The organism is Paenibacillus sp. J45TS6 (assembly GCF_018403285.1).
Lineage (GTDB): Bacteria > Bacillota > Bacilli > Paenibacillales > Paenibacillaceae > Paenibacillus.
Map to the genome: position 1 here is coordinate 27,459 of NZ_BOSJ01000014.1, position 19,351 is coordinate 46,809.

15 protein-coding genes and 1 riboswitch are annotated in these 19,351 nt (G+C 40.6%); of the genes, 5 read left to right on the forward strand and 10 right to left on the reverse strand.

The window, feature by feature from the left end; all coding sequences use genetic code 11:
- Positions 1-5 precede the first annotated feature (5 nt).
- From KJS58_RS18380 to KJS58_RS18405, 6 genes are all read right to left on the reverse strand, one after another.
- Positions 6-878 carry a CheR family methyltransferase gene (locus tag KJS58_RS18380; protein ID WP_160035797.1) on the reverse strand — a complete coding sequence of 291 codons (873 nt, stop codon included), beginning with the start codon at positions 876-878 and terminating at the stop codon, positions 6-8.
- 96 nt (positions 879-974) lie between these two features.
- Positions 975-4,685, reverse strand: a complete 3,711-nt coding sequence (locus KJS58_RS18385) for a response regulator (RefSeq protein ID WP_213534664.1) — start codon at positions 4,683-4,685, stop codon at positions 975-977.
- 4 nt (positions 4,686-4,689) lie between these two features.
- On the reverse strand, positions 4,690-5,862 hold the full coding sequence (locus KJS58_RS18390; RefSeq protein WP_213534666.1) for a SpoIIE family protein phosphatase: 1,173 nt from the start codon (positions 5,860-5,862) through the stop codon (positions 4,690-4,692).
- A gap of 226 nt (positions 5,863-6,088) precedes the next feature.
- A complete protein-coding gene (locus KJS58_RS18395; RefSeq protein WP_213534668.1) occupies positions 6,089-6,433 on the reverse strand; it encodes a YflT domain-containing protein in 345 nt (114 codons plus the stop codon).
- Between the two features lie 93 nt (positions 6,434-6,526).
- Entirely contained in the window at positions 6,527-7,057 is a 531-nt protein-coding gene (locus KJS58_RS18400; RefSeq protein ID WP_213534670.1) for a hypothetical protein, read from the reverse strand.
- A 117-nt stretch (positions 7,058-7,174) separates the two neighbouring features.
- Positions 7,175-7,699 (reverse strand): DUF948 domain-containing protein, encoded by a 525-nt coding sequence (locus KJS58_RS18405; protein ID WP_213534672.1) that lies wholly within the window; start codon positions 7,697-7,699, stop codon positions 7,175-7,177.
- 355 nt (positions 7,700-8,054) lie between these two features.
- Between KJS58_RS18405 and KJS58_RS18410 the strand changes: the two genes are divergently transcribed.
- Positions 8,055-8,216 carry a DUF1328 domain-containing protein gene (locus KJS58_RS18410; protein WP_160035785.1) on the forward strand — a complete coding sequence of 54 codons (162 nt, stop codon included), beginning with the start codon at positions 8,055-8,057 and terminating at the stop codon, positions 8,214-8,216.
- 122 nt (positions 8,217-8,338) lie between these two features.
- Positions 8,339-8,491, forward strand: a complete 153-nt coding sequence (locus KJS58_RS25860; protein WP_483874593.1) for a hypothetical protein — start codon at positions 8,339-8,341, stop codon at positions 8,489-8,491.
- A 495-nt stretch (positions 8,492-8,986) separates the two neighbouring features.
- Here KJS58_RS25860 and KJS58_RS18420 read toward each other — a convergent pair whose 3' ends face one another.
- Positions 8,987-9,862: a cation diffusion facilitator family transporter gene (locus KJS58_RS18420; RefSeq protein ID WP_213534676.1), complete on the reverse strand. Its 876-nt coding sequence runs from the start codon at positions 9,860-9,862 to the stop codon at positions 8,987-8,989.
- Between the two features lie 322 nt (positions 9,863-10,184).
- On the opposite strand from KJS58_RS18420, the gene KJS58_RS18425 reads away from it, so the two are divergent.
- Positions 10,185-10,370, forward strand: coding sequence for a hypothetical protein (locus KJS58_RS18425; RefSeq protein WP_213534677.1), 186 nt, complete (start codon positions 10,185-10,187; stop codon positions 10,368-10,370).
- Positions 10,371-10,455: 85 nt separating this feature from the next.
- Here the strand turns inward: KJS58_RS18425 and KJS58_RS18430 are convergent, their stop codons facing one another.
- On the reverse strand, positions 10,456-12,081 hold the full coding sequence (locus KJS58_RS18430) for an ABC-F family ATP-binding cassette domain-containing protein (protein ID WP_213534679.1): 1,626 nt from the start codon (positions 12,079-12,081) through the stop codon (positions 10,456-10,458).
- Between the two features lie 267 nt (positions 12,082-12,348).
- On the opposite strand from KJS58_RS18430, the gene KJS58_RS18435 reads away from it, so the two are divergent.
- Together KJS58_RS18435 and KJS58_RS18440 are read left to right on the forward strand one after the other, a co-directional pair.
- Positions 12,349-13,485, forward strand: a complete 1,137-nt coding sequence (locus KJS58_RS18435; RefSeq protein WP_213534681.1) for a virulence factor — start codon at positions 12,349-12,351, stop codon at positions 13,483-13,485.
- 140 nt (positions 13,486-13,625) lie between these two features.
- Positions 13,626-13,837, forward strand: a riboswitch (Lysine riboswitch).
- Positions 13,838-13,942: 105 nt separating this feature from the next.
- A complete protein-coding gene (locus KJS58_RS18440; RefSeq protein WP_213534683.1) occupies positions 13,943-15,394 on the forward strand; it encodes an amino acid permease in 1,452 nt (483 codons plus the stop codon).
- A 41-nt stretch (positions 15,395-15,435) separates the two neighbouring features.
- On the opposite strand, the gene KJS58_RS18445 is transcribed toward KJS58_RS18440, so the two are convergent.
- The gene (locus tag KJS58_RS18445) at positions 15,436-16,557 is read right to left on the reverse strand and encodes a transglutaminase domain-containing protein (protein ID WP_249717617.1); all 1,122 of its coding nucleotides are present in this window, start codon (positions 16,555-16,557) and stop codon (positions 15,436-15,438) included.
- Positions 16,558-16,751: 194 nt separating this feature from the next.
- A complete protein-coding gene (locus KJS58_RS18450; protein ID WP_213534685.1) occupies positions 16,752-19,112 on the reverse strand; it encodes a YcdB/YcdC domain-containing protein in 2,361 nt (786 codons plus the stop codon).
- Positions 19,113-19,351: the final 239 nt, after the last annotated feature.

The following is a 19,351-nucleotide window of genomic DNA, read 5'->3' on the forward strand; positions in this document are numbered from 1 at the left end:
CCTTACTACTTCAACTTACGATATATTTTTTCAACCCGATCCATCGGTTCATAATCTTCACTATAACCAGAGAAGTGAATCGATTCTTTAGATCCGAGTACCAGTACGCCAAGGCGACTCAAACTTTCATGAAACAAACCGTGTACATGACGCCGTAACTCGTCATTAAAATAAATCATCACATTTCTACAGAATATAACGTTAAATTCGTTAAAAGAACGATCGGTTGCGAGATTATGTTCAGCAAAAATAATATTCTTTCGTAAATAAGGATGAAGCATGACCGAGTTATAACGCGCTGTATAATATTCAGAAAAAGCGCGGGTTCCTCCTGCTTCCATGTAATTCTTGGTATACAACTTCATCTTTTCAATTCCATATACGCCTTCTTTGGCCTGCTGAAGGGAGCGTTCATTCATGTCGGTGGCATAAATACGAGACTTCTCATAAAGCCCCTCTTCGTGCAATAGAATCGCCATAGAATAAACTTCTTCTCCCGTAGAACAGCCGGCATGCCAAATTCGAATATAAGGATATGTCCTAAGCAGCGGAACTACTTTCTCACGGAACATCTTGAACAAGCTGGGGTCACGAAACATTTCCGTTACTGGAATAGAGAGACTTTGCACCAATTTCTTAAATGCAGCACGCTCATGCAGTACCTTATGTTGAAGCTCAGATATTGAATTTACATGTTCTGTATCAACATGATGAAGAATCCTCCTTCTCAGTGAAGGCATTGCATAGTTTCGAAAATCATATCCATACAAACGATGAATCCCTTCCAGAAGCAAATCAATCTCGATTTGCTCCCTCTCTTCCTGTACAGGCTTCTCTTCGAAAGGTCCTTCTGAAATTGTCGTTTCCCCAGTTGTCATAAATTGCTCCACTTCCTTACTTTATACTTCCAACCATAAGTTCTGAGTTCTATTCTCTTAAATAAGGGTACTCACTCTTATACCCACTTTTTAAGCTTACGAATACAACCATACTCGCATTAGTGATAAAAGTTGATCCGTTTGTATCGGTTTTTTCACATAATCTGAGGCTCCTGCCTCTATACATTTGCCTCGGTCGTCTTTCATCGCCTTCGCTGTCAAAGCAATAATCGGCAATTTTTCAAACTCAGGAATTTGTCTGATTCGGGTCATTGCCTCATATCCATCCATTTCCGGCATCATCATATCCATCAAGACGAGATCATAATTCCGGTTCTTTTCAAGAAGTTCTATCGCTTCTCTTCCATTCTCGGCAAAAGTTACATCCATACGGTAGCTTTCTAGTACACTCGACAAAGCAAATACGTTACGAATATCATCATCTACTAATAAAATTCGTTTGCCTTCAAATAAAGTTTCCTTGTTATAAAGATTTTGCAAAATCTTTCTCTTGTCTTCCGGCAAGTTTGCCTCTACCCGGTGTAAGAACAAAGTAGTCTCATCAAGCAAACGTTCGGGAGATTTAACATCCTTAATAATAATGGATTCAGCGTACTTACGCAGTTTCAGCTCTTCTTTACTATCCAGTTCCTTACCTGTGTAAATAATGATAGGAAGGTCATTCAGCTGTGCGTCATCACGAATCTGATCCAACAGTTCAAATCCTGTTATATCCGTCAACATAAGGTCAAGTACCATACAGTCATATCTCACTTTGCGCAGTTCCTCAATTGCTTCTTTCCCCGTGGAAACTGCCGTTATAGCTACATCATCATGACCGATGAGTTCAATAATTGCATTACGCTGTATCTCGTCATCCTCTACAATGAGAAGACGTTTCAATGATTTATCTATATAGGATTCAATGTGAGCAAATGCCTGATCCAATGATTCGCGGGTAGATGGTTTTTTCAGATAAGCAATAGCCCCCATCATAAGTCCCTGTTTAATTTCATCCATTACAGAAATCACATGTACCGGGATATGGCGTGTAGACAGGTTTGCCTTCAATTCATTCAAGACACCCCAACCATCCATCACAGGAAGCTGAATATCAAGAATGATCGCATCTGGCAAATAACGCTTCGCCATCTCAAGACCAATGTCTCCTTGCAAAGCAACGAGTGCTTTGAAATCATGTTGTCTTGTCATATCGAGCAAAATATTAGCAAATTTCGGGTCATCTTCGATAATGAGCATCACACGATCCCCGTTTTGAATATCTTCCCGATCATCTTTAATGTTGTTAACAACAGCTACGGACGAGGAAGATAATACTTTAGGCGTACTAGAAGGAATGGTCATTGATTTATCATAAATAACTCTATCTTGCTTAACAAAACTTTCATGAGTTGCTGCTGATTCTTTATACTCATTCACCGACCCATTAAGTTTCACGGCATCTTCTTCAAGAAGAGGCAAGAACAGAGTAAAAGTGCTTCCTTCTCCTTCTTCTGAGCAGAGCTTAATTTCCCCGCCGAGCAGTTTAGCTAACTCTCTGCTGATGGATAACCCTAGTCCCGTACCTCCATACTTCCTGCTTGTCGTTCCATCCACTTGCTGGAAGGCTTCAAAGACTAAATCAATTTTGTCTTGTGCAATCCCAATCCCCGTATCTTTTACCGACATCGAAATATAAGGAATATCAACATCAAGATATTCTGGCAGTTCTGTTCTCTCAGCTAGCTTCATATTGACCGTAATTGAACCAGATGTGGTAAATTTGAAAGCATTTGATAACAGATTACGTAAAATCTGTTTTACACGATGTCCATCGGACACAAAGGATGATGGTAGATTCTCATCCGTTTTAAAATGAAGTTTCAGGTTTTTGCTCATCGCTACAGGTGCAAAGTTTTGTTCCACGAAGCCCTGTAGATCAGAAATGTTAACCTTCTCATGGTTAACTTCCATTTTTCCAGACTCTACTTTAGATAAATCTAAAATTTCATCAATCATTTTCAAGAGGTCCGCACCTGACATATAAATGGTTTGTGCATACTCTTTTTGTTTTGGTGTCAGATTTCCGTCTTTATTCTCTGTTAGAAGTTGAGATAGAATAAGCAAACTATTAAGCGGCGTTCTAAGCTCATGTGACATATTAGCAAGGAATTCTGATTTGTATTTTGACGTAATAGACAACTGCATCGCTTGCTGTTCGAGTTGACGCTTCGTAATTTCAATCTGTTCATTCTTCTCTTCTACCTGCTGTACTTGCTCTTCAAGCGCTCTCGTCTTACCAAGAAGTTCGGTATTAAAATGCTCCAATTCTTCCTGTTGACGCTGCAATAGTTCTTCCGAACGTTTGAGTTCTTCTGCTTGTTCTCCCAAACTTTCGTTTGAACGTCGCAGTTCCTCTTGCTGGGTTTGGAGTTCCTCGGATTGCATTTGAAGTTCTTCAGTCAGAGCCTGCGATTCACGCAAGAGTTCTTCTACACGCATACGACGATTAATATTGTTAATGATAACGCCGATATTATTGACAAGCTGTTCAAACAGCTGCTTTTGCATGAAAGTAAGCGGTTCAAACGAAGCTACCTCCACTACACCGAGCATCTCTTCTTCAAATAAAATAGGTCTAATGAGAATGCTGGCAGGTGTAGAATGACCAAGACCTGAGCCAATTTTTAAATATCCATCAGGAGCTTCGCTGAGTTCGATCACTTTTTTATCAAGTGCGCTTTGTCCAACAAGCCCTTCTCCAATTTTGAAGGTAGATTTACTGTTTATTTCTCCCCCATCAAAAGCATAAGCTCCGTAACATTTTAACTCGTCTGGATGTTTATTCTCATCATGAAGATACACAGCACCATAATTCACACCAATAATAGGTGCAAATTCACTTATAAATAACTGGGACACTTGTTCTGTTGATCCTACACCCCGCAGTAAATCCGTAATCCGAGCCATATTGCCATTAAGCCAGTTTTGGTCCTCTTGAGCTCTCGTATATTCTTGCTCCAATAGCTGCTTTTGCTCCAGATCTTCAGCCATGTCTTTAAACACACGGGCAATCTGACCAATTTCGTCTTTCGTTTTGACTTTGATTCTTCGGATGGTGCGGAATCTCCCTTTTCCAAAACTCTGAATCATCATCGAAACGGTATTTAACCCTTTTGTAATACTAGGAATAACCCAAAGAATAATAGCAAGAGCAATAAGTAAACCGGCTACCAAAAAGCCGCCAAGCCACTGTACTGTGTTATTTATTTTTTCTTTAGCAGCTTCAATTTCCTGATCTATCAATAAGTCCTGATAGTCATTCAGTTCAGTTAAACTACTCAGTGTAGCCAGTTGTGTTGCTCCTCCGGCATTGTTCCGGTAGGAGTTAGCTTCTGCCACTTTTCCTTCTTCAAGAAACTCCATAATACGAATGGTATAATCCTCAAAATTTTGAAGATTCTCTTTCACTTCATTTACCAGACGATGTTCCTCTGGCGTAACCGCACGTTCCTCAATTTCTTCAAAATTCTTATTCGCACTTGCCTTTTTATCATCCATCTTCGTAGTCGCGGATTGTAATGTATTCGCATCCGGATTCATCATTGCCGTCGCAAGATAAAAGGCAACATCATTCACATCTGCACGTACGCCAGAAGTGTATCTAGTCTTCATATATCGATCGTTATACATATTATCGATTTCGTTCTTCATGTTGTTGGTAGCATTAAAACTGAGCATGGTAAGCACGAGTAAAATCGCCATCATTGCACTGAAGCCAACAAGCAATCGAGTGCGTATTTTCATTCTTTTATTCTCCTTTTAGTGAAATCCATACTAAACAAATATCATCTTCATGTTCTTTCGTCACTTCTTCATCAAAGAACGTCTGGCGCATCTCTTGCTCGTCCAAATTGTGGTCCTTACTTAAGCGCTCTTTCAAAAATGCAAGCTGCTCTTCTGTTTCTCCATCCACCGCTTCAAGCAGCCCATCTGTGTACATCGCAATATGACTATCTCCTGTATAATAGACGGTGTGAGTTTCTGCCTCCATCGTATCAAAAAGTCCAACGGGATGCGTGACACGGTCGAGTGAAATCACTTCGCCATTCCCTTCAAAAAGCAGTGCGGGAGGATGCCCAGCATTGACGTAATCAATCCGCATTTCATTCGTGTCAATCACAAGATATATAGCTGTGAAATAGTACATAACCAGCTGATCATCAAGATAAAGTTGATTAAATCTTCGGTTTAATTTCTTCATGACCCGGTCTGGTTCAATATAAGTGGTTACTGTATCTTTTAAGACAGAAGCAATAAACATACAAAAGAGTGACGAGGAAATTCCATGCCCCATCATATCCAGCAATATAACCCCGTATCTTCCTTTACCAAGCGGGTACCAAGCATATAAGTCTCCAGCAAGTTCAGCAGATGGCTGATACAGAGCATTCACTGTAAACTTGGGATCTTCAATAGCGGGACTAAGTACCGCATTCTGAACAAGACTGGCTAGCTTGAGTTCATCTTGGATACGTTGGTCTCGCTCTTTACGCCAATCTTTCTCCTGCTTTAGACGTAAAGCAAGACGAATTCGGGCCATTAGTTCCACTTTGTTAATTGGTTTCGTAACGTAATCCACAGCTCCTACATCAAGAGCTTCAGCGAGTTTCTTAGAGTCACCAACAGCTGTCACCATAATGATAGGAATATCTTTAAGATGAGGATAGGTTTGTACAATACGACAAGCTTCGATTCCATCCATTTCTGGCATCATCATATCCAGCAAAATGAGATCTACATTAGGTTCCTCCGCTGCATCAGATGGGAGATCTTTATTCTCACCTCGGACTTGAACCCCTAATACATCAAACATTTCAAAAGCAGATTTCGCAGTAACGATATTTTTATAATTTTCTTTCTTTAAAATTTCACGAATAATAATTACATTGGTCGGATTGTCGTCTACGATAAGTATTCTCATAACCCTCTCCTTCTACTAGCAATAATTATACTAGGGTCTTGTTTTCTGTAACAGGAATAATATACTTTCTTAACTATAGCAAATTTTAAAGAGATAAGATATTTAAGATCAACGTTCTATCCACAGCAACACCCTTTCTTAAAACGCACAGAAAGGAATGGGAGTACATTCTCCCATTCCTTGCCCTCGTATTTTTATATTCACTTCATTTCGGTATATACAGAATCTACACACTTCGCTGAGCTATAACAAGAACCTTACCCTTATCAAGCTCTTTTTCGTAATATTCTGCTTCCGTTTCCGTAAATCCAATGGATACAATTTTAGCGCGAAGTTCATCTCCACGGGAGCGGAACAGATTGGCAATCGAATCAAATACGCCTTCTTCTTTCAAACCAATCTCTTTAGCGTTTGCTTTATCAGCAATTCGATCCGTTCGATCTTCACTATGTGCGAGTACGAAAATATCTTTCGCTAGATAATCTGAGTCACGAAGTTCATTTACCGTTTCCACTGCCTGAATTCCGTTCTCAACGAGTTTAGCATACGCTTTCGAATTCGTTGTTTTCATGATATTCACGCTCCTTAGAAACCTCTAGTCTTTCAAATGTTTACTTAGTATATAAACGATCCTGCTTCTTTTGAAACCATGATCTTACTTTCCCTAAAAAGAGGCTTCATCAAAAAATTCCACTTGTTTCAAATGCTGATTTTCATCCAAATAGACTTTTACAGCCTGGTGACCTTTAATGTACACATCTCCATCTTCAGCAATGAAATCTGGTTCTCCAAGCGTATGTTTAATGCTGCGCGGAGTAAGTTCCATATATACATCATTCACCTTTAAGTACGTTGCATCTTTCTTCACCTGAATATAGGAAACCGTTCCATCTATAATACCGATCGTCACATCATCATAAATATACTCTCTACTACCAAGTATTAAGTCTTCTTTCGTCTGCTCGGGATACCCTTTCTTGCTCAGTACCTCTGACTTGGTATCTTGTAAAGAAATATCATTTACCGTTTTAAATTCATTTTGCTGCTCGATCGGCAGTATTTGAGTTGGTGCCGACTTCTTTACCGCCAACTCTACTGATTGATTGCCTTGCCACATTGCGGCAGGTTCAGCCGTAGGTTGAACGGAAAAGGGAGATGTGAGCGCCAACATGATTAGCATAGTTTGTAACATCATCTCTCACCCTTTCTTCTTCTCCTTATGCTGTACCATCCTGCCGCACGTACGTTTATCCTGTTAGGGATCCTTTTTTATATCGCTATGGCAAGATTTTCTACATACATCCTTTTTAAATTAACGTCTGATTTTGTTCCAAGTATCTGCAGCAATATCAACATAATTGAGCCACTTTTTACTTGTTGAGTTCTCATGATGAGCAAGACTCGGTGTTACGATTCCCGCTGAAGTTCCTCCAGCAGCAGGCAAAGCCTTTACTTCGGAAGCTTGTTTTTCTGCTACTCGACTGCTTCTTACCACATTACCGGATTCTTTTTTGTGTTGAAACTTACTCATTACCGTACTTGATACTTGTTTAGCAGCACCTGTTACTTCTGCAAGAACTTCGCCTAAATTTCTCACCGATACCATAACGGGATCAATTTGTTTCATTTTTTGTTCCACATCTACTGTAATTTCATTAGCATGACGAACGGTTTGTTTTACCTCATAACCTAATTCATCGATCGTACCTTGAACTTCTTTCAATGTTTTCGATACATTATCCAGGGATTCTTGAGCTGTCTTTAATGTCTTAATCAGGAAAACAACCAGTACAGCAAAAGCAACCGCAATAATAGCTACGCTAATTTGCCACAACATATTACACAACCTCGCTTTCGTTTCTTCATCATTAATGTTTGTTATTCGAGAATTACCCGCCATGTACCGTCTCGAAACAAGAGGGCGAGCTCACGAAATATAAAAATCGCCAAATTATTTATAAAAGCATCTATCTATTATTTGAAGGGGAAATTCAAACAACGCTGACTCTTATTTGGTATCCTTCCTTTTTTGTTTCACCCGAAGTTCACTCGGTTAATAAAAACTACAAAACGAGAAGAAATTGCTGATGTTCATTGGAATTCACCTACTCATACATAGGATCAGGCACGATCGTTCCTAGGGCCGTTCGGAATTTCTTATCGTAATTAAAAAATAGAAAGGATTGATTCTCATGCTAAAATGGACTCTTATCTTTTTGATTATTGCCGTTGTTGCTGGTATCTTCGGATTCTTTGGTATCGTAGAGGCAGCAGCTTCCATTGCTAAAGTACTCTTCTTTATCTTCTTGGTACTCTTCGTCATTTCTCTTATTATGGGGAAAACGCGAGCCTGACGGGTTATTAAAACATAAATAAAAACATAAAAAAGCTGCTAGCCTTTGCTAGCAGCTTTTTTATGTGATCAAACAAGGAAAATGCATATGATGGATAAATATTGAATTAATTGTTATTTTCTGTGTTTCAATTCCTAGCTAAGTTGGTTATTGTTATCACAGAACAAACTACTACATATATCCTTAGGAGGAAAACAAATGAAAAAAATGATTGCTATTACAGCTGCTCTCGCCCTTACCGCTTCTTTCGCAGGAGCTGCAAGTGCAGCAACTGAAACAACGGAAACGACAACTACACCAACTACGAATGCTGTAACCGTTTCTACCGAGACAACAACTACTACTACTCCAAATGCTACTACTGCAGAAACTACTGTCTCTAACGAGCCAACAAATACTACTGTTGTTTCTACAGAGACAACCGAAGATACGGTCCTTGTAAAACCAGGTGATGGAATTGACCTTCCACTGCTTCCTTTGGAAATTACAGAAACAACATATTTCTACGATACACCGAACGGAAAAGCTCTTGGTGCATTGAGTTCACAATTCGTTTCCGTTACAGGTAACGAAATAACAAACCGCATCACTGGTGATACATGGGTTGAAATTTACACTTGGAAAGGTGTTGCGTGGGTGAACACAGGAAAATAACCTGATCCACAATTAAAATCGTCCTTTATACCATACGTAAGGGTGCCCGCTGTAAGTTATAAACTTACAGCGGGCACCCTTTTTCTTAACATCAATCCTACTAGATCGATGAGATCTCAGTGTATCGTCATTTTAGGTTCTACATGTACATGAACATGCATAATGTTATGGTGCCGTCTCATATTTTCTTCGATGGTGTCACTGATTTTATGCCCTTCCACCAGACTCAAATTCGGGTCTACTTCTACGACGACATCCACCATAACATGGCTTCCATACAGTCTAGCTTTTACATCCTTAATTCCTTGGACTCCTGAAGTTTTGGCAATCGTGCTTCGTAAATCAAGCAGTTCTTCTTCGTTAAAACCATCCGTTAAACTATGCGTTGACTCTCTAAATATATCCCAGGCTGTTTTACAAATTAAGAGACCGACAACAAAAGCCGCTACCGTATCAAGCCATGGCAGACCAAGTTGCGCCCCCAATATGCCAATCCCTGCACCTACACTGACCAAGGCATCCGATAAATTATCTTTGGCAGCTGCCATAAGCGCCTGACTTTTGATTTCCCTTGCAAGTTTGCGATTATATAGATAAACAAAAATCATGACAATGGCTGAAACCGCTGCTACTGCTGCCGACCAAGCGTTTGGAATTTCTCTGCTTCCTTCGAATAATCCTTTGCCTGCATCAATCAATACCTGAATACCAACCATCGCCATAATAAAAGATGCCACCATTGCCGCTACGGTCTCTGCGCGAAAATGTCCATAAGCGTGATCCGAATCAGGTGGTTTTCTTGAGATTTTAAGACCAATCAGTACAGCAATGGAGGCTACAATGTCAGTCATGTTATTTAAACCATCAGCTTTCAGCGCACTAGAATTAAATAGAAACCCACAAAATAATTTAAAAGCAGACAAGACAAGATAAGCTCCGATACTGATCCAGGCACCGCGCTCTCCTCTTTTTATATCTTCATATGCGTTCAACGAAAAAGACACTCCCTCAAATTAACTTTATCCATAAAAACGATAAGTCAGTAAACATGGTCTACCTATGTTACCAAACGGTAAGCGAGTGGGTCTACAGAAACAGTGTTGCCGTCCCACATTGCTGTAGTCAGTGCGAAAAATTGTTGCTTTATAGCAGGGCTGTATGATTAGATAAACTTTTTTTCGTTAGCGCAACTATTCTTCACTTTCCTCCGAACCCACTTTAACTATTCTTTCCCTTGTTCCCGTATTTAAAAACGTATAAAATGAGATGGATATCAGATAAGCAATCTAAACATCTCTTAGGAGGATGTATCGTATGAGTGAAGGTCAAGAACAGCGCAAAATAAGCCTGGCCGATGCGATCAAACAAAAACTGGCACAGAAGAAAGAACAAGCTTCTTCCGGAAATCGTGGTGGATTTCAAAGCGCAGGGACCAAAAAATTAGTCAGTCAAAATAACAAAAAACCGAATAACCAACGTCGTCGTACTGGCGGTTCATAAAAGGTTCTCTGTTAACAGCCTAAAAAAGTCCGTATCTCTTCATCAGAGATACGGACTTTTTGTATTAAATACAGCTAAACTAGACTCAAGCTTCAGCTGGGTACATTTGAGCACGAAGTTGTTTTACTTCTTCACTATCAAGATACTCATCATAACTCATTGTACGATCAATTACGCCGTTTGGTGTAATTTCAATGATACGATTAGCGATGGTTTGAATGAACTGATGGTCATGGGAAGTAAATAGAATCGTACCATCAAAATCAATCAATCCATTATTTAGTGCTGTGATCGATTCAAGGTCAAGGTGATTCGTCGGCTCATCCAAAATCAGTACATTGGCACCGTTAAGCATCATTTTGGAAAGCATACAGCGAACTTTTTCTCCCCCGGAAAGTACACTTGCTTTCTTAAGTGCTTCTTCTCCAGAGAACAGCATACGTCCCAAGAATCCACGCAAGAATGTTTCTTCCTGATCTTTAGAGAACTGGCGCAGCCACTCTACCAGATTCAGATCAACACCATCAAAATATTTAGAGTTGTCTTTTGGGAAGTAAGCTTGAGTTGTCGTAACACCCCATGCGAATTCACCTGAATCTGCTTCTGTTTCGTTCATGAGTACTTCAAACAATGTAGATTTAGGCAAGCTGTTTGGTCCAACAAAAGCAATTTTGTCTCCTTTGTTCACCACAAAGCTCAGGTCATTAATTACTTTTTCACCTTCTACCGTTTTAACAAGGCGATCCACAGTAAGCAGCTGTTTTCCAGCTTCGCGTTCTGGTTTGAAGTTAATAAACGGATATTTCCGGTTGGACGGACGAATATCATCTAACTGGATCTTCTCCAATTGTTTTTTACGAGAAGTTGCTTGCTTGGATTTCGAAGCGTTCGCGGAGAACCGTTGAATAAACGCTTGAAGTTCTTTCATTTTTTCTTCTTTTTTCTTGTTTGCATCACGCTGCAAAGCAAGTGCGAGCTGACTAGATTCATACCAGAAGTCATAGTTACCTACGTAGAGCTGAATTTTACCAAAGTCAATATCAGCAATATGCGTACATACTTTATTCAGGAAGTGACGGTCATGGGATACGACAATAACAGTACCTTCGTAATCCATGAGGAAGTTCTCGAGCCACTGAATGGATTCCAGATCCAAATAGTTGGTAGGCTCATCGAGCAAAAGGTTATTCGGATTACCGAACAAAGCTTGTGCTAGGAGAACACGTACTTTTTCATTACCGCTCAGATCTGCCATTTTGCTATCGTGCATTTCACGAGGAATACCTAGACCAATCAGAAGCGCAGCAGCATCCGGCTCAGCATCCCAGCCGTTCAGCTCAGCGAATTCGCCTTCGAGTTCTCCTGCACGTAGTCCATCTTCTTCTGTAAAATCAGATTTAGCGTACAGCGCTTCTTTCTCTTTCATAATTCCATAGAGTTTCGTGTGACCCATAATTACGGTCTCCAGTACTGGATACTGGTCATATTCGTAATGGTTCTGTTTCAGTACGGCCATGCGCTCACCGGGAGTCATGTGTACTTCGCCTTGGTTTGGTTCAATCTCACCGGACAAAATTTTTAGAAACGTAGATTTACCTGCTCCATTTGCACCAATAAGACCATAGCAGTTACCTGGTGTAAACTTAATGTTTACATCTTCAAATAATGCACGTTTTCCGTAGCGGAGTGTTATGCCGCTTGTACTAATCATGTTAGAAATCCCATCCTTTTATATGAAATTAAATTTATTTCTTAATTGAATCGTAAGGTTCTATGCATGCCTAATGAGCATACATCAGCCATTATGCCGCATTTACCCGTATGGCAACATATTATAGCATAAATATGATGAAGTTTCTCAATTTACCATAGGAATACATAGTTTTTGGATTTATTTCATTCCTCGTGTACAATTAAGTGAGATTCTTAACAGCTTACTATCATTTTTTTTATATATGAACGGAGGTAATTTGAACTTATGAAAATTATATCTATTGAACCTACGCCTAGTCCAAATACGATGATGCTTCACTTGGATGAGCAACTTGAGGCGGGAATTCGAAAAACATATACGCTCGATAATGAACGCTCTGCCCCTGCTTTTATTCGTCAAATGCTTCACATTAGCGGAGTGAAAAGTGTGTTCCACACCGCAGGTTTTGTAGCACTTGACCGTAAAGGAAATGCAGATTGGTCTGAAATCCTTGGAGAGGTTCAAAACAAACTGGGTCAAGAAGGCGCTGAATTAAACTGGACCCAGCCTGATGACGCTGCTGGTGAACATTTTGGTGAAGCTGAGGTGTTTGTTCAATTCTTCCGCGGTATTCCCATGCAAATCCGGGTGAAATCCGGTTCTCAAGAAGAACGGATCTCTTTATCAGATCGTTTTGTCAAAGCTGTCACTGAAGTCGCTTCCAGCACACTCATTAAAGAACGTAAATTAACTGATTACGGAGTACGCTATGGCGAACTGCCTGATATTGCTCGGGAAGTAGAACAAGAACTTGAAGCCGCATTTCCACAGGAAAGACTCATTAAAGTCATTGATCAAGCTATTGCTCACGGTGCCAATCAAGAGGAATTTATAGAGCAGCGTCGGGATCTTACAGATGATGAAATTAAGGCAGCACTACAAAATGAGGACTGGCGCGTTCGTTATTCAGCTTTAGATCAAATGGAGCCCTCTTCAGAACGAATCGAGATGATCCATACAGCTCTGCAGGATGAAAAAATGCAAATTCGCCGCCTTGCGATCATCTATCTTGGTGATCTAAAGACACCGGAAGCGCAGGAACTATTATATGAAGCAATGCAAGATAAATCACCTGCCGTTCGCCGGACTGCCGGGGATACGCTGTCTGATATTGGGGATGCGGCTGCCACACCTGTCATGATTCCAGCTCTCAAGGACAGCAGCAAACTTGTTCGCTGGCGGGCTGCGCGTTTTCTTTATGAAGTAGGAACCGAGGACGCAAAAGCAGCCCTCCAAGAAGCAGTAGAAGATCCTGAATTTGAAGTCAGTCTTCAAGCGAGAATGGCTCTTGAACGTATTGAATCCGGTGAAGAAGCTGCGGGAACGATATGGCAGCAAATGGCCGGTCGTAATAAAAACTAATTTCACACTTAGCTCACATTAAAGGGATTTTGTACCATTGATTTAGAAGTATCCTTCCTTTATACTAGAATCTGTTTTAAATAAGAGTAATGAACAATCAATCACATAATTAAGATACACCTCATCATACGTAAGTTATTCGGTGAGGTAGAGGTCGCGAATACGATCAGTAAACCAGGAGAGGCATATGAGCTGCCGCTGGTATCCGGGCTGAAAGGCGTATTTGCCGAAATCTGCGAGTAATGCTCTATTGAAATATACTCCAGGTTGGGGCTGTTATCCGAAAGGGACAGAACTGTCATAGCATGATTCTCTTTGTGAAAGGGAACAGCTATGTTGAGCTATCTTCACATTTAACAAAGTAACGTATGGTGCCGAATTCATGATATAGACCGCCGGTGCCTGCCCGCGGTCTTTTTGTATTGTTTGACTCAAATCGAAGGAGTGTATTTAGAACATGCAGCACGACTCACCAGCACCCACCCTAAAAAAAGGGCTTAAAGCCCGTCATATGACTATGATTGCTCTTGGCGGTTCCATTGGAACGGGACTATTTCTAGCGAGCGGCGGTGCCATTGCTACCTCTGGTCCCGGCGGCGCGCTAATCGCCTATGCAGCGGTCGGCATTATGGTATATTTCTTAATGTCGAGCCTAGGAGAACTGGCCACATTTATGCCGGACTCAGGTTCATTTAGCACCTATGCTACCCGGTTTGTTGATCCTTCGCTTGGGTTTGCGCTAGGTTGGAACTTCTGGTATAACTGGGCAATCACGATTGCAGCAGAACTTTCGGCGGCAACACTGATTATTAAATACTGGTTCCCAGACAGTAACTCTGCGCTTTGGAGTTTACTTTTCCTACTACTTATCGTTGGACTGAATGTCCTCTCTGTTAAAGGGTACGGCGAATCTGAATATTGGTTTGCTCTTATTAAAATTATTACCGTGATTATATTCCTAATCGTTGGTGTGATGATGATTGTAGGAATCATCGGCGGCGAAGCCATTGGCTTCACTAACTTTACATTCGGAGATGCTCCGATGCATGGAGGATTTTTTGCACTGCTCGGTGTATTTATGGCTGCTGGTTTCTCATTCCAAGGGACGGAGCTCATCGGCGTTGCAGCTGGTGAGAGTGAAAACCCGCGTGAAAATGTTCCGCGTGCCATTCGTCAAGTATTCTGGCGTATTTTGCTTTTCTATATCTTGACGATTCTGGTGATCGGTCTCGTGATTCCATATACCAACCCTAATCTGCTGAAATCGGGAGTGGACAATATTAGTGTCAGTCCATTTACGTTAGTTTTTCAAAAAGCAGGTTTTGCATTCGCTGCATCGGTTATGAACGCTGTTATTCTTACTTCTGTTCTTTCAGCAGGGAATTCAGGCATTTACGCTTCCAGCCGTGTATTGTTTGCTCTTGCTAAAGAAGGTAAAGCACCTCGTATCTTTGGGAAACTAAATGGCAAAGGCGTGCCGATCTATGCCCTCTTAGCCACGGCAGCTGTAGGGATGCTGGCTTTCTTTTCATCTATGTTTGGAGATGGTGTGGTATATACTTGGCTCCTGAACGCTTCTGGAATGTGCGGATTTATTACCTGGCTTGGTATTTCAGTTAGTCATTATCGTTTTAGAAAAGCTTATATCGCCCAAGGACGTGACTTAAAAGACTTACCTTTCCGTGCAAGATGGTTCCCATTTGGACCAATCTTCGCTCTTATTTTATGTATGATTGTCATTGTGGGCCAAATTTTCACTTTGGATCTAGCTGACTTAGGATGGCTTGATATCATCGCAACTTACTTCACTATTCCACTGTTCCTAATCATCTGGTTTGGATACAAATGGAAGTATAAAACAAAAGTAATCCCGCTTGAGGATTGTGATTTCGAAACGGGTCAATCTTAATAATAAAGCCTGCTCTACAATTGTTGTAGAACAGGCTTTTCTTATTTTAACTCCCAGCTGACCTTTACTTTCATATCTCCTGTATCCTCAAAATCAGACACATAGTAGGAGACGGAATTCAGCCCTAGACTATATAAATCCTTAAGTGCCTCTAAGAGTCTTGCTTTCTCCCCGCTGTAGCGAAAAAGCACTGCCTTCTGTTCTTCTTTTATTTTCCCTTTTACAAGACCTTTCAGATCAGCAGAACTGCGTATAATTTTATCTTCATTATAGAGTACATAATCCAGTTTGTTATACAAACGATCATACGCCGCTGTCTTATTCATGTCTGTTTGCTGCAATACAGCCAGTGTTTCACGGTATAGAGATGTTGCTGCAGGATACTGTTTCTGCCATGTATGGTCTTTTCCCATCTCTTCGTCAGTGAGTAAGTAATAGTTATAACTCACCTTCCCTAGTTGATTAGGAGTTGGATCATCCCAGGTGGTGTCCATATGATACCATTTGCCATCAAGCAACAACAGATTCCAGGCATGAAGTTGTCCTCCTGCTTGCCCCTCTACAATTTGGTTCTTAATTCCCGATTGTTCTAACAACTTATAAGCTAGTAACGAGTAACCCTGACATACGGTACTGCCTGTAGCAAGACCATCGTAAGCCGTATATTTTCTCAGGGATACATCATAAGCCAAATGGAGGACAATCCAGTCATGGATGGCTTCTACCTTCTCGTGTGAATTCATTTCGGGCGTGATAATCTCTTCTAATATCTCTTTCACTCTTCGTTCCACATACACGGTTTGGGCTTTGGTTTCACGGTATTTCAGATCAATCGTCACTTCTGCTGATACATTGTTCCCTTTGTAATGATAAGCATAACTTTTAATATTGTATTGAATATAGGGGTCACTTGCCATTGCCTCTTCAATTGCTTTCTGCAGTGTAGCCTTGAGCGTTTTAATTTTTCCTTTATACGTAAACTTCACACTTTCTGTCCTGTCCAGCATAGCTGTCGTCAGTACGGTATGCATGCTCTCTTGTGTAACTATTTTCTCTGTCGAAGCTGCATATAGTGTATCGAGGTCTACTACCCGGGGGATCACAATGATGATCGCAAGGACGAACAGTACAACGATTAACAAACCAAAACGGTTTTTCCTCAAGATCGTCTCCGCCTCTCTTCGGGTAATGGGCTCTAGTCTTTGCAGGAATATTGTAACACAAACGCTCTTGGCATCTCTTTTCTAGTTTTGTCGATCCACATCGAAAAAAAATAGCTCCCTTAGTAGGAAGCTATTTTCTGTATCTAATTATAACTATTCCGTTTAAGTCAAATAAGTACCTGTACATCCATTTATTAATAATAACGATAATAAGACTGACTATTCATGAAAAAATCAAGTTTCCCTTGCAGCTCTGCGAGACGATTCAGTACTTGAGCTGCTTCTGCAACCGTCACATAACGTTCTGGCAGGAAGCGTCCATCAATGAGCGGCAGCAAATCCAGCTTAATCGCTAGTGAAGCAGCACCTTTGTTGGTAATCTGTGAGGCATCTGCTACAGCAGCCAGATCTGTTCCCTGTTGATAGAACTTAGAAAGTTTATCGTACTTCAGCACGCTCATGATCATTTCAGCTAATTCCCCGCGTGTAAGTTGTTTTTCAGGGGATAATTTTAGTTCCGGATCCGCTTCAACCCAAGATTGATTAATAAGAAGATTGAATACAGAGGCATAAGGACTGTCTATATCCACATCCGCGAATATCTTATCTTCATCATTTCCTGAATAATATACGTCATTTCCTACACCAGGATTAAGCCCTCTTGCTAAATACGTATACCAATCCCCTTTGGTAATGGTGCGTTCCGGTTCGATCTTTCCTTCGTCATTCGGTGTTAACACCCCATGGGTAACCATCTTCTGTAATAGAGATTCCGCAGAGTGCCCTTTAATATCTACAATATCGGATACAATGCTTTCCTGTGTAGTTCCATAGAGAAGTTTCCATTTGCCACTCGAAGCATCAAGCGCTTCATTGCTGTAATAGTCCATATCGCTTAAATGTGGATGATACACAAGCTTAATGGATCTTTCTTCTCTATCTCCTTGAATTCCATAATACCCGCCAAATCCTTCGTATTGAAGTGTTGTTTTGGTTCGATCAAGGAAAATCTTTTTTGCTGCCTCTTTCGTCACTGCTGGTTCAGATGGAGCCGGCATATTAGCAGCATCAGCTGAGAACTGAGAATAAAAGCTCTGCACTGCGCCTGCTTTGTCCATTGAGATGCTCACATTATCGCCATACACAGGAATCCCATTTAAGTAACGAGTAAAATTAAAGAAATAACTTGTGTCAGAACTGCTCACCGTACTCAGTTTTAGTTCCTTCGCTGCGTTTGGAACGAGAGCCAGAACTTTATTGATTGCCAGCTTTTTCGCAGCTTCTGCTGTGATTTTCTGTTTGTTCTCTACTGGTTTATCGACCTCAGTCTCATTATCCATACGATGGTTGTAAATGTCGTAACTTTGAATTTCTCCCGTCTTTGCGTTAACTTCGGCGGAGATCCCATTCATGTACATATACGAATTATCCTTATCCTCTTTAGTCCATTGGATATTCCAACTCGGCTCTCCAGACCGGTAACTTCTTTTCTCATAACGGCTTTCCGAAACCTGATACCCCTTAGGAGTCGGGAATGTGTTTTCTACGAATTGCAGGGCTTCCTCAGCGGACAGTTCTTTCTTTGCAGGAACAAAAGCATTTCCATTTGGCAAAGACTCAGTAACATATTCTGTTTTTGTATCTGTTGAATTATAAGCGCTAAAAGTTTCACCAGTATTCGCATCAATGGATTCCATTCCTGTTGAAGGCAAATAACCAAGATAATAATTGCTATGTTTTTTATTGTAACTGTATTTATTAGGGATGTAGGATAGCTCTACATTAAAGTTCTTTTCGAATATAGATCTTGCTTCTTGTGCAGACAATTTGGGATTAGGAGAAGGAAAGTCGGACTGTGGTATGTTTCTCGAATAATTAGTCACAACCCCGCTGTCGTGTACGGTAACATAGACTGTATTTTCACTCGTAGGCAGTCCATTCACATGAAGTTGATAAACAAAATAGTACTGTGCATGACCAAAAAGCGGAGATATCGTATCTCCTCCATTAGCGTCTAATTTAACATAATCATCCTCAGATAATCCTTTGATGGCTTTATGCAAAAATGCTTTGCTGATCGCTTCAGATTCTGCATAAGAAATGCGTTTAGCATCACTGTCTGCTTGTTTCTCCCACAAATATTCAGGCAAATACACAGACAAAACTTCTCCTGTCTCACCATGCACAGTAGCACTGAATCCATGTGAAGATGAACCCATTCTAACTTGGAATTGCAAGTCCCAGACTTTATAATCTGGCTGCGGGTATGAATTCCCTCCACCATAATTAGATGATGTTAACGTTGCTTTTTTTAGTTCAGGAAACAATGCAATCACATTGTTATAAGCTTTTTCTGACGAAATCTTTGCGCCTTTTGGAAGTTTTGAGTCTAGAACAATTGAAGATTGACCACTTCCCGCCTCACTTGCTGTCTCTGTTACAGCGACAGAAGCAGCGGAAACACTATGAATTGCTCCTTGCGTATGTACTCCAAGCATAATAGCCGCCATGGCAGCCGCTACTTTTTTCACAGAAATCGATGACCTTATATCCAAAATTCATACCTCCCCCTAAATTTCCAATCTATTCCATTGTATCATACTATAAACTATCACATTCCATATTTCCCAATTAAAAATTTCAAGATAAACACCCAACTTTTTGCTAGAAAATGTGTTGCAAACCTCATACACTCTAACATAAACTGCCACGCTAATTAAACCCTATCTCTTTAGTTCTTCTTCACATCTCCTAAAAAATAGATACATAAATAACCGCCCCGTAGATCTCGGAG

Coding starts and splice junctions, on each gene's coding strand:
- KJS58_RS18425 (WP_213534677.1), top strand. CDS start 10,185: ATGAGTGAAGGTCAAGAACAGCGCAAAATAAGCCTGGCCGATGCGATC.
- KJS58_RS18385 (WP_213534664.1), bottom strand. CDS start 4,685: ATGAAAATACGCACTCGATTGCTTGTTGGCTTCAGTGCAATGATGGCG.
- KJS58_RS18400 (WP_213534670.1), bottom strand. CDS start 7,057: ATGATGTTACAAACTATGCTAATCATGTTGGCGCTCACATCTCCCTTT.
- KJS58_RS18390 (WP_213534666.1), bottom strand. CDS start 5,862: ATGAGAATACTTATCGTAGACGACAATCCGACCAATGTAATTATTATT.
- KJS58_RS18380 (WP_160035797.1), bottom strand. CDS start 878: ATGACAACTGGGGAAACGACAATTTCAGAAGGACCTTTCGAAGAGAAG.
- KJS58_RS18430 (WP_213534679.1), bottom strand. CDS start 12,081: ATGATTAGTACAAGCGGCATAACACTCCGCTACGGAAAACGTGCATTA.
- KJS58_RS18410 (WP_160035785.1), top strand. CDS start 8,055: ATGCTAAAATGGACTCTTATCTTTTTGATTATTGCCGTTGTTGCTGGT.
- KJS58_RS18440 (WP_213534683.1), top strand. CDS start 13,943: ATGCAGCACGACTCACCAGCACCCACCCTAAAAAAAGGGCTTAAAGCC.
- KJS58_RS18395 (WP_213534668.1), bottom strand. CDS start 6,433: ATGAAAACAACGAATTCGAAAGCGTATGCTAAACTCGTTGAGAACGGA.
- KJS58_RS18405 (WP_213534672.1), bottom strand. CDS start 7,699: ATGTTGTGGCAAATTAGCGTAGCTATTATTGCGGTTGCTTTTGCTGTA.
- KJS58_RS18435 (WP_213534681.1), top strand. CDS start 12,349: ATGAAAATTATATCTATTGAACCTACGCCTAGTCCAAATACGATGATG.